General features: G+C 64.0%; 14 protein-coding genes. 1 reads left to right on the top strand and 13 read right to left on the bottom strand.

The features are described from left to right. Positions 1 to 13: 13 nt before the first annotated feature. Genes cyoD through cyoA form a run of 4 tightly spaced genes read right to left on the bottom strand, consistent with a single transcriptional unit; the run spans position 14 to position 4125 of the window. The gene (gene cyoD / locus AC1D2O_RS16815; protein ID WP_478157528.1) at positions 14 to 427 is read right to left on the bottom strand and encodes a cytochrome o ubiquinol oxidase subunit IV; all 414 of its coding nucleotides are present in this window, start codon (positions 425 to 427) and stop codon (positions 14 to 16) included. Further along, entirely contained in the window at positions 424 to 1065 is a 642-nt protein-coding gene (cyoC, locus tag AC1D2O_RS16820) for a cytochrome o ubiquinol oxidase subunit III (RefSeq protein ID WP_478090589.1), read from the bottom strand. The genes cyoD and cyoC overlap by 4 nt, the downstream gene beginning before the upstream one ends. Next, on the bottom strand, positions 1058 to 3061 hold the full coding sequence (gene cyoB, locus AC1D2O_RS16825) for a cytochrome o ubiquinol oxidase subunit I (protein WP_478157529.1): 2004 nt from the start codon (positions 3059 to 3061) through the stop codon (positions 1058 to 1060). Before cyoB ends, cyoC begins: the two co-directional genes overlap by 8 nt. Positions 3062 to 3063: 2 nt before the next feature. Continuing rightward, positions 3064 to 4125 (bottom strand): ubiquinol oxidase subunit II, encoded by a 1062-nt coding sequence (gene cyoA / locus AC1D2O_RS16830; protein WP_478157531.1) that lies wholly within the window; start codon positions 4123 to 4125, stop codon positions 3064 to 3066. Positions 4126 to 4272: 147 nt separating this feature from the next. Between cyoA and AC1D2O_RS16835 the strand changes: the two genes are divergently transcribed. Continuing rightward, positions 4273 to 5616, top strand: a complete 1344-nt coding sequence (locus AC1D2O_RS16835; RefSeq protein WP_478090592.1) for an MFS transporter — start codon at positions 4273 to 4275, stop codon at positions 5614 to 5616. Positions 5617 to 5637: 21 nt separating this feature from the next. Here AC1D2O_RS16835 and AC1D2O_RS16840 read toward each other — a convergent pair whose 3' ends face one another. The 9 genes from AC1D2O_RS16840 to mnhG form a co-directional block, all read right to left on the bottom strand. Beyond that, positions 5638 to 6192: a DedA family protein gene (locus AC1D2O_RS16840; RefSeq protein WP_478090593.1), complete on the bottom strand. Its 555-nt coding sequence runs from the start codon at positions 6190 to 6192 to the stop codon at positions 5638 to 5640. Between the two features lie 110 nt (positions 6193 to 6302). Further along, the gene (locus AC1D2O_RS16845; protein WP_478090594.1) at positions 6303 to 6566 is read right to left on the bottom strand and encodes a PAAR domain-containing protein; all 264 of its coding nucleotides are present in this window, start codon (positions 6564 to 6566) and stop codon (positions 6303 to 6305) included. Further along, on the bottom strand, positions 6559 to 7119 hold the full coding sequence (locus AC1D2O_RS16850; protein WP_478157533.1) for a hypothetical protein: 561 nt from the start codon (positions 7117 to 7119) through the stop codon (positions 6559 to 6561). The genes AC1D2O_RS16845 and AC1D2O_RS16850 overlap by 8 nt, the downstream gene beginning before the upstream one ends. After that, the gene (locus AC1D2O_RS16855; RefSeq protein WP_478157535.1) at positions 7116 to 8939 is read right to left on the bottom strand and encodes a T6SS phospholipase effector Tle1-like catalytic domain-containing protein; all 1824 of its coding nucleotides are present in this window, start codon (positions 8937 to 8939) and stop codon (positions 7116 to 7118) included. Before AC1D2O_RS16855 ends, AC1D2O_RS16850 begins: the two co-directional genes overlap by 4 nt. Positions 8940 to 8965: 26 nt before the next feature. Beyond that, entirely contained in the window at positions 8966 to 9556 is a 591-nt protein-coding gene (locus AC1D2O_RS16860; RefSeq protein WP_478157537.1) for a DUF3304 domain-containing protein, read from the bottom strand. Positions 9557 to 9614: 58 nt separating this feature from the next. Next, positions 9615 to 10208 carry a DUF3304 domain-containing protein gene (locus tag AC1D2O_RS16865; RefSeq protein WP_478157539.1) on the bottom strand — a complete coding sequence of 198 codons (594 nt, stop codon included), beginning with the start codon at positions 10206 to 10208 and terminating at the stop codon, positions 9615 to 9617. A gap of 62 nt (positions 10209 to 10270) precedes the next feature. Further along, positions 10271 to 11062 carry a DUF4123 domain-containing protein gene (locus tag AC1D2O_RS16870; RefSeq protein WP_478157541.1) on the bottom strand — a complete coding sequence of 264 codons (792 nt, stop codon included), beginning with the start codon at positions 11060 to 11062 and terminating at the stop codon, positions 10271 to 10273. Positions 11063 to 11071: 9 nt separating this feature from the next. Next, a complete protein-coding gene (locus AC1D2O_RS16875) occupies positions 11072 to 13648 on the bottom strand; it encodes a type VI secretion system Vgr family protein (protein WP_478157542.1) in 2577 nt (858 codons plus the stop codon). Positions 13649 to 14361: 713 nt separating this feature from the next. Next, a complete protein-coding gene (gene mnhG / locus AC1D2O_RS16880) occupies positions 14362 to 14694 on the bottom strand; it encodes a monovalent cation/H(+) antiporter subunit G (RefSeq protein WP_478092976.1) in 333 nt (110 codons plus the stop codon). Positions 14695 to 14700 lie beyond the last annotated feature (6 nt).

Genomic DNA, 14700 nt, shown 5'->3' on the forward strand with positions numbered 1-14700 from the left:
CCTGCTGCCCGGGTCACGGCATCTTGTGCGTCTCGGGCATCAACCCGGGCATCATGTTGTGATTGAGGTGGTACATCACCCACAGCGAGCCGCTCAGCGTGATCACGACAATGACCACCGTGAAGATCAGGGCCAGCATGGTCCAGCCGTGCTCGGACCTGGCATTCATGTGCAGGAAATACACCATGTGGACCACGATCTGCACCGCGGCGAAGGCGAGGACCACGAAGGCCGTGGTGCTGCTCTTGTCGAACACGTTGCCCATCACGAGCCAGAAGGGGATCGCGGTCAGGATCAGCGACAGGATGAAACCCGTCATGTAGCCCTTGAAGGTGGCGTGGGGCGCACCGTCGTCGTGGGCGTGGTCGTCGTGGGCGTCGTGGGCGTCGTGGCCGCCGTGACCGGCGTGTTCGTTGTGCGTGCTCATGGCAACACTCCCATCAGGTACACGAAGGTGAAGACGCCGATCCAGACCACGTCCAGGAAGTGCCAGAACATCGACAGGCACATCAGCCGGCGGCGGTTGTCGGCGATGAAGCCGTGTTTCGCCAGTTGCACCATCAGGACCACCAGCCAGACCAGGCCGAAGGTGACGTGCAGGCCGTGGGTGCCGACCAGCGCGAAGAAGGACGACAGGAAGGCGCTGCGCTGCGGCACCGCGCCTTCGTGGATCAGGTGCGCGAATTCATAGAGCTCGATCGCGATGAAGCCGGCGCCGAACAGGCCCGTGATGGCCAGCCAGACCAGCGTGGCGCGCATGCGCTTGCGCTGCATCTCGATCATCGCGAAGCCGTAGGTGATCGAGGACAGCAGCAGGAAGGCGGTATTGAGCGCGACCAGCCTGAGATCGAACAGGTCGGCGCCCGAAGGGCCGGCGGCGTAGCTGCGGCCCAGCACCGCGTACATCGCGAACAGGCAGGCGAACACCAGGCAGTCGCTCATCAGGTAGAGCCAGAACCCGAGCAGGGTGCCGTTCTCGGGGTGATGCTCGCCCTGCACGTGGAAGCGCGGCTGCTGGCTGGCGCTCAGCGCGCCATGGGGGGAAAGGACGGTGGTATCAGACATGGCCGGCAAGCAGGCGGGTACGGGCGCCTTCGGTGCGGACGACTTCCTCCGTGGGGATGTGGTAGTCGCGCTTGTAGTTGAAGGTATGGACGATCACGGCGAGCAGCATGGCGACGAAGGACACGCCGGCCAGCAGCCACATCTGCCAGATCAGCGTGAAGCCGCAGGCCGCGGCCAGGGCCGCGATGATGAAGCCGGCGCCGGTGTTCTTCGGCATGTGGATCGGGATGAAGCCCTCGAGCGGGCGCACATAGCCGTGCTTCTTCATGTAGGTCCAGGCGTCGTTGTCGTACACCCGCGGCGTGAAGGCGAAGTTGTAGGCCGGCGGCGGCGAGGAGGTCGACCACTCGAGGGTGCGGCCGTCCCACGGATCGCCGGTCTCGTCGCGCAGCGAATCGCGGCGCACGTAGCTCACCACCAGCTGGATCAGGAACGAGCCGATGCCCAGCGCGATCAGCACCGCGCCGAAGGCGGCGATCTGGAACCAGATCTGGTAGGACGGATCCTCGAAGTGGCTCACGCGGCGGGTCACGCCCATCAGGCCCAGCACGTACAGCGGCATGAAGGCGAAGTAGAAGCCGATCACCCAGAACCAGAACGAGCACTTGCCCCAGAACGGTTCGAGCTTGTAGCCGAAAGCCTTCGGATACCAGTAGGTGATGCCGGCCATGAGGCCGAACAGCACGCCGCCGATGATCACGTTGTGGAAGTGCGCGATCAGGAACAGGCTGTTGTGCAGCACGAAGTCGGCCGGGGGCACGGCCAGCAGCACGCCGGTCATGCCGCCGATCACGAAGGTGATCATGAAGGCGATCGTCCACATCATGGGCAGCTCGAAGCGGATGCGGCCCTTGTACATCGTGAACAGCCAGTTGAAGATCTTCGCGCCCGTCGGGATCGAGATGATCATCGTCGTGATGCCGAAGAACGAGTTGACGCTGGCGCCCGACCCCATGGTGAAGAAGTGGTGCAGCCAGACCAGGTACGACAGGATCGTGATCACCAGCGTGGCATAGACCATCGAGGCGTAGCCGAACAGGCGCTTGCCGCTGAAGGTGGCGACGACTTCGGAGAACACGCCGAACACCGGCAGCACCAGGATGTAGACCTCGGGGTGGCCCCAGATCCAGATCAGGTTCACGTACATCATGGCGTTGCCGCCGAAGTCGTTCGTGAAGAAGTTGCTGCCGACGTAGCGGTCGAGCGACAGCAGGGCCAGCACGGCGGTCAGCACCGGGAAGGCGGCGACGATCAGGATGTTGGTGCACAGCGCGGTCCAGGTGAACACCGGCATCTTCATCAGCGTCATGCCCGGGGCGCGCATCTTCACGATGGTGGCGATCAGGTTGATGCCCGACAACAAGGTGCCGACCCCCGCGATCTGCAAGGACCATATGTAGTAGTCGACCCCCACGTCGGGACTGAACTCGATCCCCGACAGCGGCGGGTAGGCGAGCCAGCCGGTGCGCGCGAACTCGCCCACGAACAGCGAGGCCATCACCAGCCCGGCGCCGAAGGTGGTCATCCAGAAGCTGAAGTTGTTGAGGAAGGGGAAGGCCACGTCGCGGGCGCCGATCTGCAGCGGCACGACGAAGTTCATGAGGCCCGTGACCAGCGGCATCGCGACGAAGAAGATCATGATCACGCCGTGGGCCGTGAAGATCTGGTCGTAGTGGTGCGGCGGCAGGAAACCGGCGTTGTCGCCGAAGGCGAAGGCCTGCTGGGCCCGCATCATGATCGCGTCGGAGAAGCCGCGCAGCAGCATCACCAACCCGAGGATGATGTACATGACGCCAATCTTCTTGTGATCGATGCTGGTGATCCAGTCGCGCCAGAGGGTGCCCCAGACGCGGAAATAGGTGATCGCGCCAACGAGGGCCAGGCCGCCGAGGACGACCGCGATGAAGGTCGCCAGCAGGATCGGTTCGTGAAGGGGAATGGCCTCCCAGGAGAGGCGGCCGAAGATGAGCTTCGTCAGATCAGGATGGTCGAGCATCGTTATTCTTCGCGGATGCGAGCGGTGGAAAGCGGAAGCGAAAGTCCGGTGGGATCGTTGACGCTGCACATGGCCGCGACGTAGGTGCGGGGCGGAATGCTGGCCTCGGGCTGCCAGGGTCGCGGCGAGACGTTGTAGGCGCCGACTTTGCCGAGTCCGCCGTCCGCATCGATGGCCATCATCTGGTCCATGCACATCTTGTTGCGATCGACGCAGCGGTTGACGATGGCGTTGTAGAGGTCGGGCGCGACGGTGGCGAAGCGGCGCACGGGATCGCGCTCGCTCGGGCGCTCGAGCGCCAGGTAGGCGTCGCGGCTCAGCTCGCCGCCGGCGGCCTTGGCCTTCTGGACCCAGGCCTCGAAGTCGGGCTCGCTCACGCCGTGGAAGCGGAAGCGCATGCCGGAGAAGCCGGCGCCGCTGTAGTTGGCCGAGAAGCCCTCGAAGTCACCCGGCTTGTTGATGACCGCATTGAGCTTGGTCTCCATGCCCGGCATGGCGTAGATCTGGCCGGCCAGCGCCGGGATGTAGAAGGAGTTCATCACCGAGGAAGCGGTGATCTTGAAGACGATCGGACGGTCGACCGGCGCCGCCAGCTCGTTCACCGTGGCGATGCCCTGCTCGGGGTAGATGAAGAGCCATTTCCAGTCGAGCGCAACCACTTCGACCGTCAGCGGCTTGACCTCGGCCGGGACCGGACGACCCACCTCGATGCGGCGCAGCGGACGGTAGGGATCGAGCGTGTGGGTGCTGATCCAGGTGATCGCGCCGAGGGCGATGATGATCAGCAGCGGGGCGCCCCAGATGGCCAGTTCGAGTTCGGTCGAATGGTCCCAGTCGGGCGAGTAGTTCACCTCCTTGTTCGACTGCCGATAGCGCCAGGCGAAATAGATGGTGAGCCCGATCACCGGCACGATGATCAGCAGCATCAGGACCGTGGAGACGATGATCAGCTGGCCTTGCTGGCGGGCGATGTCGCCGGATGCGTTCAACAGCACCATGTCGCAGCCCGCCAGCAGGGCGAGCGGGAGCAGGAGCAGTCCGCGAAAGTTCTTGAGGGGAGGCATGCCGGAGAATGAGCGTTTGGTGCGCAAAAGGGACCACAATCTACTTCGTTTGGCGACTGCGGGATATTGGACGTTTTGTCCTATGGCGGCAATCTCGATTCGGTGAGACGCTCGGAGTATCCAGTTGAATACGACCCCAAAGCAGAAATGACGACGTCCAGCATCAGTCCTTCGCGCGACGCCTCCGCGCTGCACGGCACCCAGCACGACAGCTCCGAAGCCGCGTCGGACCATTCGCCGATCGCCCCGGGCGAGATCGCGGTCGGCGTGATCATCGGCCGCGCCTCCGAGTATTTCGACTTCTTCGTCTACGGCATCGCCTCGGTGCTGGTGTTCCCGTCGGTGTTCTTCCCGATGGAGAACCGCCTCGAGGGCACGCTCTACGCCTTCGTGATCTTTTCCTTCGCGTTCATCGCGCGGCCCTTCGGCACCGTGGCCTCGATGGCGATCCAGCGCCGCTTCGGCCGCGAGGCCAAGCTGACCGCGGCGCTGTTCCTGCTCGGTGTCTCCACGGCCGGCATCGCCTTCCTGCCGGGCTACGCGAGCATGGGCTTCGCCTCCATCGTGGTGCTGTCGATCCTGCGCGTCGGCCAGGGCATTGCGCTCGGCGGCTCCTGGGACGGCCTGCCCTCGCTGCTGGCGCTCAATGCCCCCGAAAACCGTCGCGGCTGGTACGCCATGCTGGGCCAATTGGGGGCGCCGGTGGGCTTTTTTGTTGCCAGCGCGCTGTTCGCGTACCTCTATTCGAGCCTGTCGAGCGAGGATTTCCTCGACTGGGGATGGCGTTACACCTTTTACGTGGCGTTTGCGATCAATGTCGTGGCGCTGTTCGCCCGGCTCCGTTTGGTGGCCACCAACGAGTACGACCGGCTCCTCGAGCAGCGTGAGCTGGAGCCGACCGACGTCGTCGAGATGACGCGCTCGCAGGGCTACAACCTGCTCATCGGCGCCTTCGCGGCGCTGGCGAGCTATGCGCTGTTCCACCTGATCACGGTGTTCCCGCTGTCCTGGATCACCCTCTACTCGACCCAGTCGGTGACCGAATTCCTGGTCATCCAGATGATCGGCGCGGTGCTCGGCGCCGCCGGCATCGTGGCTTCCGGCGTGATCGCCGACCGCATGGGACGGCGCCGCACGCTTGGCAGCCTGGCGGTCCTGATCGCGGTCTTCAGCGGCTTTGCGCCGACGCTGCTGGACGGCGGCAAGCTCGGGCAGGACGTCTTCATCCTGGTGGGCTTCGTGATCCTGGGACTTTCCTACGGCCAGGCGGCCGGCGCGGTGACGGCCAATTTCGAGCCGAAGTACCGCTACACCGGCGCCGCGCTGACCTCCGACCTGGCCTGGCTGATCGGTGCCGCCTTCGCGCCGCTGGTGGCGCTGGGCCTGTCGGCCAACTTCGGGCTGGGCTACGTCAGCGTCTACCTGCTGTCGGGCGCGGTCTGTACGCTCGCCGCGCTGCGGGTCAACCGGGCGCTCGAAGAACGGGAGTAGAGGTCCTCCCGCGCGGCGCTTTCAGCGCCGCGAGCGCCATTGGCTCAAGAGCCCCACGGCCAGCGTGACCGCCAGGGCGCCGGCGATCAGCAGGTGCTCGTAGGGCCGCAGGTGGCCGATCGACGCATGCACCCAGGCCGTGAGCTTGAGGCCGAACAGGCTGACCACGGTCGCCCACAGCACGGCCGCGATCGCGTCCAGTGCCGCATAGACCGCCGCGCGCATCGGACCCATGCCCAGCGTGGCCGGCAGCGCGATGCGCAGGCCCCAGGCGAATCGCATCAGGAAGATCGTTGCCACCGGATGCCGGCCGACGAAGCCGTTGACCCGCTCGATGTGGCCCCGCAGCTTGGCTCGTGTCGCAAGCAGTTCGGCGCCCTTGCGGCGGCTCAGGTGGAAATAGAACTGGTCGGTCAGGAAGGCGGCCGCCGCACCGCAGGCGATCAGCGGCCAGAACGAGAGATAGCCCTGGTGCACTGCGAAGGCGCCCAGCATCAGGATCGTCTCGCCCTCGAACATCCCCAAGATGAAGACCGCGTAGTAGCCGTATTGCTGAAGCAGGTCGGACAGGTGCATGGGGTATTGTTGCTCGCCCCCAGGTTGCCCGGCACTTCGTGTCCGGGCACCCACCCCCTACCGGGGGCAACACCAGCGGCCTGGCAAAGCGAATGTCGGCCTGAGCCGTCTCAAGAGCCCTTCAGGGTCGAGATCAGGCGGGCGCCGCACTCGGTGAGATCGCCGTCGTAGGCGATCGACCGCCCATGGTGGCGGCGGCCCGCCGGCGGAATCAGGCGGAACTCGCCCTGACATCGCGGGCACCAGGCCAGGCAGCGTTCTCCCGCGACCGCTATGCCGAGCACCCCCAGTTCGCGGAACGCCGTCGTGACCTTCCCGCCGTGATCCGTTGGATCACCGAGCCGAATCACTCCGCGTCCGAGTGCGTCACGCATCTTCTTCGAAGCCTTCTGAAAAGGACTCACCGAACAGGCGAATCACGCCCGTCTCCTTGTCGGTGCGGAGGCACATCCGTCGCGCGAGCGTCTCGAGGACCTTGCCATTGCGGTCCATCAGGAATGAAAAGTTTCCGCCACCGGCGAATTGCAATGCATGAGAGGCCGTCTGGTACACATGGGTGATCTCGTAGCGGGTCACCTGCCTGAGGTCGTGTACTTCGATGCGCTCCACGTGCCCACCTTTCGTTGCCACCGTCCCATCGAGGCCATGGTGAAAGTGACTGCCGTCGTAGAGGTACACCGTCATCCCGCCCTCGTCGGCGACGAAGATCCCATGTCCCGACACCGTGACCACTGGGCGCCCGACGTGCTTGAAATCCTTGAGATTGAGGACCACCTTGCTGGTCTCGTCCTTGTCTTCGTCAGGCCAGCCCATTTGAATGAGCGGATCGTCCTGATGGGGCGCTTCCCGCTTCATGCGGGCCAGGACTTCCAGGAGCAGGCCCTTCCACACAGCTTCCGGGATGAACGTTTCGTCGTCGTCCGTCATGCGAGCTCCCTCCCGTCATCGCTGTCTGACTGGGCGTTCAATCCCACCTCGCTCCCCGCATACAGTTGACGCCATCGCACGTAGCGCTGCCCCTCGGCCACGATATGCGCCATGTCCGCGGTGATGCTGGCCCACGTCGGAACGCCTTTGTGAAACTTGCCGATGAAGCCCGCGTAGGAGTCGTGCACCCAGGCATCGAAGAACTGTTCCAGACCGCGGCTGGAGCCCGTCCTCTTCATCTGGGCGAAGATGTCGCGCGCGTTCGGGTTGAAGCCCTGATAAGCCTCTCGGTCACCCATCCAGTCACGCCCACGCGGCGATGGCGGATCGCCCAGCAGCATGATCTGCTTCCTGAAGATCGCTTCCCCGGCCCGGTAATTGTCGTGGCCGGACGGGTCCGGGTCGGTCGAACTGCACCATTGCGCGCTTTGCAGGTCATCGAAGCGCTTGTTGTTGGTGACCTGGTAGCGCCATGCGAGATAGCGAAGGCCGTGCTCCCGCAGCGCCACGTTCGTGTTGGGCACGGGGGTGGTGGAGACGCCAGAGTTTCGAAAGTAGTCATCCACGGCTTTTCGAACCGCATCGAGTCGCTCCAGCCCGAAGCGGTGGGGGAGTTTTGCGGCGACACCATCCTCCGAGCGCAACGCAATCCAAGGCATGTCCTGATGCGTTGTGCAGGTCTTGACGGCCGCCTCGTACATCTCATTGAGCGGCAGGATCGACAGTTTCAACCCTTCGTCCTTGATTGCCTTCACTCCACCTTGGGGTGGCGGGTAACGCGGGTCGATGGCCACCAAGTAGAAGCCCTTGCCCTGCTCACCGGCCGCATAGCCGCCGCCGACGTCGCTGTGCGCGCCGGGGCAATGGTGCTCGTGGCAGTGCTCCGGCAGGATGGTGCCCTCGGCGATGGCCACACTGTCGGCCGGGAAGTTGGTACGAAACTCTTGCAGCGCCACGTAGTGCAGGCAGTTCTTCACCTCGGGGTGGATGAGCAGGTCCTTCGCCTGCGCCCACCCGTTGTGCCCGGTGTTGCCGATGGCATTGGTCAGRCCCACCGAGGCGACGGTATCGAACAGGCCGAGCATGCGCACATAGCTCGGCACGCCGAACAGATTGCCGCCGATCAGCAGGTGCTCGTGCAGCCAGTTGACGAACACGCGGGCCTGYGCCGCGCCGCGGCTGAAGCCGAACACGTCGATGTAGATCGCCCCGATCTGCGGGCGCGTCGCGCGCGCCGTGACCTGCTGGCTCAGTTCGTTGCGCACCTTGGAGAGAAATTCGCGCAACCCGCGGGCGTTCCCAACCAGTCCCCGGTCCAGGCCGAGGTCATCGAGAATCTTTTGCTCCGCGGTCAGCCGGTACTGGCGATTGGCGGGATCCTGACTGGCATCGGGGACGCGGGTTGAGGAGCAGAGGGCGGCGAGTTGCTTCAATCCCAAGCGCCGCTGCTTTCCGTTGATAAAGCCGTGAACCGAATTGATGATCTGCAGCAGTCCATAGAGGATGCGAGCCTCACCGCCAGCACCCGCGGGCCCGCCCAAAACTTCGGCTACGGTCTTGTCAATCTCGCGGAAGGGCGTTCCGACTCCTGAAACGTAGTGAGCGAAAAAGCCATCATCGTTTCGATCCTTGTAGGCTTGCCAGAGCCTTACAGCATTGGTGTTGTTATTAGCACTGACATCTGTTTCTTTATTGTTGTCCGTGCCATCGAAGAAGATCCCTATATTGAGATTGCTCTGGCACTTGCACGCCTGCGCATGGGCCAAGGGCTGCGTGCGCTTCACGTCGGCAGGCTGAAGAACTGTCTTGAAATCACTCACGTTGTGTTGCTCCCTGGCTTGCTCGACTACTTGATCTTGGTGGTTGGCTGAGGCCCCTCGCTCGGAAGCGGTGCATAGTCAGGGGCGGGGCCAAAAGGGTATTTGGGGCCGGGATACTTTGTGCTGTTGGGCCAGAGCCAACTCACCCAGAGTTCGACATGATTGCCCGGCATGAAGTGCACATACAGACCGGAACTGTCGCCCGGCTCCACCGCGAAGTGGACGGGGACCGTGGCCTCGTGTTCTTCTTCTTTACATTGTTGGCTCAGATCTTCGAGTCGGCCGTTCACGAACTTCATACCGCCTATGTCACAGGTCTGCCACTTCACATTCACCAGAACGGGCTTGGTGATCTTGCGCGGCAGTAGGACGCAGCAAGAGGTGGCACCTCCGCCGCCCCAACCGGAACTGCGGCCGTACGAGTGGCCGTTCAGGTAGAAGCTGGGCACTCCGATTTTTTTTCCGTAGTGCCCCACCGCCGAGACGGGGGCGCCGATCATGTCTTTGTCCGGCACGAGGTCATCGGCGCTGGTGGCGCAGCCGGTAGCGAGTGCGGCCACTGCGAAGGCAGCGATCAGGTGGCGGGCGATTTGGCCCGCGGATTGGAAAAGGCTCATGGCCCGATGTCTCCTTGTTTGAACTCGCTCATGTCGTGGTGCTCCCTCGCTTGCTCGATCACTTGATCTTGGTGGTTGGCTGAGGCCCCTCGCTCGGAAGCGATGCATAGTCAGGGGCTGGGCCAAATGGGTACTTCGGGCCGGGGTACCTCGGCCCCGACGGCAATGTGTCTGCGTACCAAAGCTCGACCCTGTTGCCCGGGAGGAAATGGACAAAAAGCCCGGCCCCTCCTTCCCCCGGTTGGACCTCGAAGTGGACGGGGACCGTGGCCTCGTGTTCTTCTTCTTTGCATTGTTGACTCAGATCTTCGAGTCGGCCGTTCACGAACTTCATACCGCCTATGTCACAGGTCTGCCACTTCACATTCACCAGCACGGGCTTGGTGATCTTGCGCGGCAGAAGGACGCAGCAAGACGTGCCACCTCCGCCGCCCCATCCGGAACTGTTTCCGTACGAGTGGCCGTTCAGGTAGAAGCTGGGCACTCCGATCTTTTTTCCGTAGTGCCCCACCGCCGAGACGGTGACGCCCACCATGTTTTTGTCCGGCACGAGGTCATCGGCGCTCGTGGCGCAACCGGTAGCGAGTGCGGTCACTGCGAAGGCAGCGATCAGGCGACGGGTGATTGGGCCCGCGGATTGGAAAAGGCTCATGGCCCGACGTCTCCTTGTATGTCCGTGTTGATGCCGATCCCCGCCATGTCGGCGCGCGGGCGTCAATGCGCTGACGCAGCTGCTGCGCGAAGCTCTTGCCTGACGCGAACGTCGTCCTTGAGCCAGGCGCCGTTGCTCGCGAAGACTCGTCGAGCAAAGTCCCACAACATGCCCCGGCGTGCGCCTTCGCCCCTCTGCGCCTCGTGCCGCCGCCAGAGCGTCACGCAATAGTTCGCCGTGTCGTAATGCCATTGCAGGTACTTGGCCTCGATGCGAGGCGGGTCGAGCTCCAGATGGGCAAGCAGCGCATCGGGCTCGCCCGCCTGAATCAGCTTGGCAATCTGCTCCTCGCTGAGCTGGATCGCATCGGGCAGGCCGGTGTTGCCGAGGCGGGTTTCGCTCAGCGGCAGCGTGACCGCCTCATTCCGGCGGTCTTTTGCCGTCCAGGAGACCATTGGCGCCGTCAAGGCGTCCCACTGCTCCTGAGTGAGCACCTGTGGGAGATAGGCGAGCACCCGGCCGTCCGCGATGCGCAGACCGTAGGTGTCGCCGTCGCTGTCACGAAAGGACGCGAACTGGCGCATGTGCTTTGCCAAGTCCTGGAGCCTCAGTTCGCTTTGAATCTCGGAGGTGTGGATCGGGTATGGGAATGCGTTCACCGCGCGCAAAAATTCCTGYCACTCCGGAGAGTCCTTTTCGAACATCTCGTAGGCCACCAGAAAAGGTCCCGCCAGACGCAGATCGTCATGGGCCAGCAGAGGGGCCAACCACGGTGACTTCTTGTCGGCAAAAATCTTCGATCGGCTGACCATGCCGTAGACCATGGCACCATCCATCAGGCAATACCCGTTCATCGTCGTGCCTCAGATCTTGGCGATGGCGCTGCCGCTGCGGGCCGCCTTGAGCAGGCAGGGGATGCAGACGCTGGTCGGCAACTCGGGCAACAGCGGGGTCAGCGACTTGGGACCGAAGGTCTGATGGTCGCCAGCCCAGACGTGGTGCGCGGCGGGCGTGAAGAACTGAAAGCCCTTGGCGTCGATCTGGAATGCGCTCTCCGCGGCTTCAAACGAGATGCCCTTCTTCGCCTTGAGCCTGATCCAGTCGGTGGAGCTGATGAGTTCGATCGCCTTCTTTGCAACCAGCTCGATCATGTCGTCCTGGGCCTGCACCTGCACCGCGCCCTTGGCCGCAAAAATGCGAATGCCGGTGTTGTAGGCAAAGAGGCGGATCGCGTCCATCGCGCTCGCAAGAAGGCTCTTGCCACTGCTGACGCTGGTGTGGCCGCCGCTCGTGGCGGCAAGGTGCGCACCCGATGCCAGGTGCAGGTTGTCCGCAGCCGTCGCCGCAATGGCGGCCGCGCTGGCCAGGACGAGGTGGGGACGAGTGAGTTCCGGGAACTCTCCTGGCCCCGCCGTGCCTCCCTTGATCTCGTCGTTCAACGCCTTGAGTTGCTCGCTGACCGTCTCCTGGTCCTTCTTCGCATCCTGCACGTCATGCTGCTGCGCGAGCGAGGCCAGCGTCTCGTGCTGGTCGCGCGCCTGGGTGAAGCGGTGCACGGCTTCGCCCATGTCCTTCACATGGGCCTGCGCGCGTTCACGGCCATAGGTCGTGATCAGCGTGCCCATCATCGAGCGGAAGGCGGCGTGACCGTCGGTGCGCAGCTCGAGGCCCTCGCCGCGCGCATCCTTCCTGCCTGCGTTGTCGTCGATTCGCACGATGCGTCCGAGGCTGAGCGAACTGCTCTGGTGGTCGCACTTCGCCTGGACCTGGATCTCGCCGATGGTGTCGTCGAGGATCAGGTGGTTCGAGCGCCCCATGGCGCTGTTGCCGCCTTCGTGCGTCAACTCGCGGCTGCGGTAGCCCGACAACGCGGCCTGGTCCGGCAACGACCAGGGCGGCATGTTGACCTGGTTGTGCAGCCGGGCGGTGCAGACCGGCAGGTCGGCATCGTTGTTGACGTATTCGATCAGCACCTCTTGCCCGATGCGCGGCAGGTGCATTGCGCCGAGCTGATTGCCCGCCCATGGTGAACTCACCCGCACCCAACAACTGCTGCGCTGGTCGTTCTCGCCCATGCGGTCCCATGGAAACTGCACCTTGATGCGCCCAAGCGAATCGGTCCAGATGTTCTGGCCGGCGGGCCCGACGACGCGCGCGGTCTGCGGTCCCGGGCGCGGCTTGGGCTGGGTCAGCGCCGGGCGCAGCGGCTCCTTCACGGGATGCGCCGTGAACTCGACCTCGACCCTCCAGCCCGCCTTGTGTCCTGGCTCCGCATTCTGGGACTGGCTGTTCTGCGCCACGTCCTGGATCAGGAAGTGGGTGTCGAGAATCAGGTACTCGGCGTTCGCCTTGTCACGTGGGTGCCGCTGCAGCCGAAATGTGCAGCCGGGCACCATGCCTCTGAGATTGCCGCGGCCCTGTGCACGCGCGCCATGGGTACGCAGCGCCTCCATGCGCAGCAGGGCGAGGTGGCTGCCTTCCTCCCGGGGGTCGTTCGCCTCGGCGGTGCCCGCTTTCGGCTGCGCGTAGTGGCTGCCGCCCGCATCGGCGTGCCACTGGTAGACCTCGCTGTCGGCCTGTCCGGTCGGCCTCGGGTCCCGTCGGCTGGCGCTCAGGTCTGCCCTGGGGCGGGTGTAGTCGTAGTCGCGCGTGGCGTAGCGCCCGCTGGTGAGGCGGTTCTCCGGCATGAAGCTGTGCACATACTCGGCGTCGACCTTCCAGCCGGGGGCGTGGTATTCGACTTCATGGTAGGCCTCGCTGGGATTCTTTGCGTACGCGCCCATCGCATCGCTCAGCACGAGGCGATGCTTGCCCTCCGAATGTTCGAAGTGGTAGCTGATTCCCCACTCTTGACACAGGCGCTCGAAGAACTCGAAGTTGGTCTCGTTGAACTGGGTCTGGTAGTCGCGCACCGGGTAGGTGTCGTACAGGATCTTGTGGACGGGATAGCTATAGTCCGCCAGCATTTCATCGAGGATCTGGACGACTGTCTTGTTCTGGTAGATCTTGGAATTGGTGCTGAGTGTCGTCAGGTGAAGCCAGGGGCGCAGCGTCAGCGCGTACTGGATGTGCCGGCCTTCCTCGCCCAGCATGACGGCCTTGGTGATGAGGGCGTTGATCTGACGCGTGCCCGCACCGATGTGGTCCATGCTGCGGCCGACCGTGCCGGGGCGGAACTCGCCCGAGCCATCCAGGTCGATCGAGCAACTGATGTCGAGGCCGATGAAGGCGTCGAGGTCGAAGTCGGCGGCTTCGCTGGCGACCAAATTCAACGCATCGGGCGTCTGGAGCAGTAGTTCGTATTCGAACAGGCGGTTCATGCCCTCGTGGCCCGAAAGGCGTATGGGCTCAAGCGCGGGCTGGCCCATCGAAACCGGAATGGCTGCGCTCTGAACTTTGAGCGTGCTCGCTCGACCTGTGCCGAGGTTGAAGACTGTCATTGGTCTCTTGTCGTAAATTCTGGTTCTTGCTCGGTCGTTGCTTTGAGCGAGCCGCGATGCTTTCGCTGACTGCAGGGCGGTAGCCTGCCCATCATCCCCGGGGTGATCGCGGCGGTAGCGGCACTGGTTGAAGATGGGACGATTCCGCTGTGCAACTGAGAAAAATCTCTTGGCCAAGGTGACGCAGACTCGCGGGCGAAACCGCGAGGAGGGTCACCTCAGCTACAAGCGATAGGCGGTCGAACCATGCTCGATGTAAGTCACGCTGCGCTTCACGGAGCGTTCATGCCGGCCGAGGTCAAGATCGGCGGCATGGGTTCAGATCCAGATCGCCTACTGCCGCCATGGCGCACCACGTACAACAACCATGCTGCAGATCTCCTCCGACTTGGCATTTCCGAACCGGGCTCGTTCGGGCTCTCGCCTCGAAGACGTGCGTCTTGCTGGTGCCGACGGCACCATGATCATGGAGTTGGCGTTGGGGTGGCAAAGCCGTGGCGCTCGTGCGCGCCTGGCAAAGCCAGTCCGCGGTGCTTCACCAACGGCCCTGGCTGCGCCGGTCGAAGCAAACGGCGCAGTGGTTGTCCTACGGCCGCGCGCAGCGCGCCGGTTCGTGGGCAGTCGCGGAACCGGCTTCGCCGGGCCGCTGACTGCGCCCCCGGTAGGGGGTGGGCGCCCGACACGAAGTGCGGGCAACCTGGGGGGGAGCTGCTTCACTCCGGCGGAACGTCGCCTTTCTTCTGCCGCTCGCGGAACAGTGCCGCACGCATGAGGAAAATGGTCGTGACCGGTGCCGTCAGCGCGACGAAGAGCGCGATCAGCACGGCGTGCAGGAACAGGCTGTGTCCCTGCACCGAGAAGTAGATGATGGTCGCCAGCGTCATGCACCACACGCCCAGGGTCGCACCGAGTGTCGGCGTATGGATGCGGCGGAAGAAGGTGGGCACGCGCACCAGCCCGAACGAGCCGATGGCGGCGAAGGCGGCGCCGACCACCGCGAACACCGCGGTGAGTATCTCCGCCCACAGCGGCAGGGCTTCAGTCATTCCATC

The sequence above is a fragment of the Variovorax sp. P1_G12 genome (assembly GCF_056405555.1).

Coding starts and splice junctions, on each gene's coding strand:
- AC1D2O_RS16835 (WP_478090592.1), top strand. CDS start 4,273: ATGACGACGTCCAGCATCAGTCCTTCGCGCGACGCCTCCGCGCTGCAC.
- mnhG (WP_478092976.1), bottom strand. CDS start 14,694: ATGACTGAAGCCCTGCCGCTGTGGGCGGAGATACTCACCGCGGTGTTC.
- AC1D2O_RS16845 (WP_478090594.1), bottom strand. CDS start 6,566: ATGCGTGACGCACTCGGACGCGGAGTGATTCGGCTCGGTGATCCAACG.
- AC1D2O_RS16840 (WP_478090593.1), bottom strand. CDS start 6,192: ATGCACCTGTCCGACCTGCTTCAGCAATACGGCTACTACGCGGTCTTC.
- AC1D2O_RS16875 (WP_478157542.1), bottom strand. CDS start 13,648: ATGACAGTCTTCAACCTCGGCACAGGTCGAGCGAGCACGCTCAAAGTT.
- AC1D2O_RS16860 (WP_478157537.1), bottom strand. CDS start 9,556: ATGAGCCTTTTCCAATCCGCGGGCCAAATCGCCCGCCACCTGATCGCT.
- cyoC (WP_478090589.1), bottom strand. CDS start 1,065: ATGTCTGATACCACCGTCCTTTCCCCCCATGGCGCGCTGAGCGCCAGC.
- cyoA (WP_478157531.1), bottom strand. CDS start 4,125: ATGCCTCCCCTCAAGAACTTTCGCGGACTGCTCCTGCTCCCGCTCGCC.
- AC1D2O_RS16850 (WP_478157533.1), bottom strand. CDS start 7,119: ATGACGGACGACGACGAAACGTTCATCCCGGAAGCTGTGTGGAAGGGC.
- AC1D2O_RS16865 (WP_478157539.1), bottom strand. CDS start 10,208: ATGAGCCTTTTCCAATCCGCGGGCCCAATCACCCGTCGCCTGATCGCT.
- cyoB (WP_478157529.1), bottom strand. CDS start 3,061: ATGCTCGACCATCCTGATCTGACGAAGCTCATCTTCGGCCGCCTCTCC.
- cyoD (WP_478157528.1), bottom strand. CDS start 427: ATGAGCACGCACAACGAACACGCCGGTCACGGCGGCCACGACGCCCAC.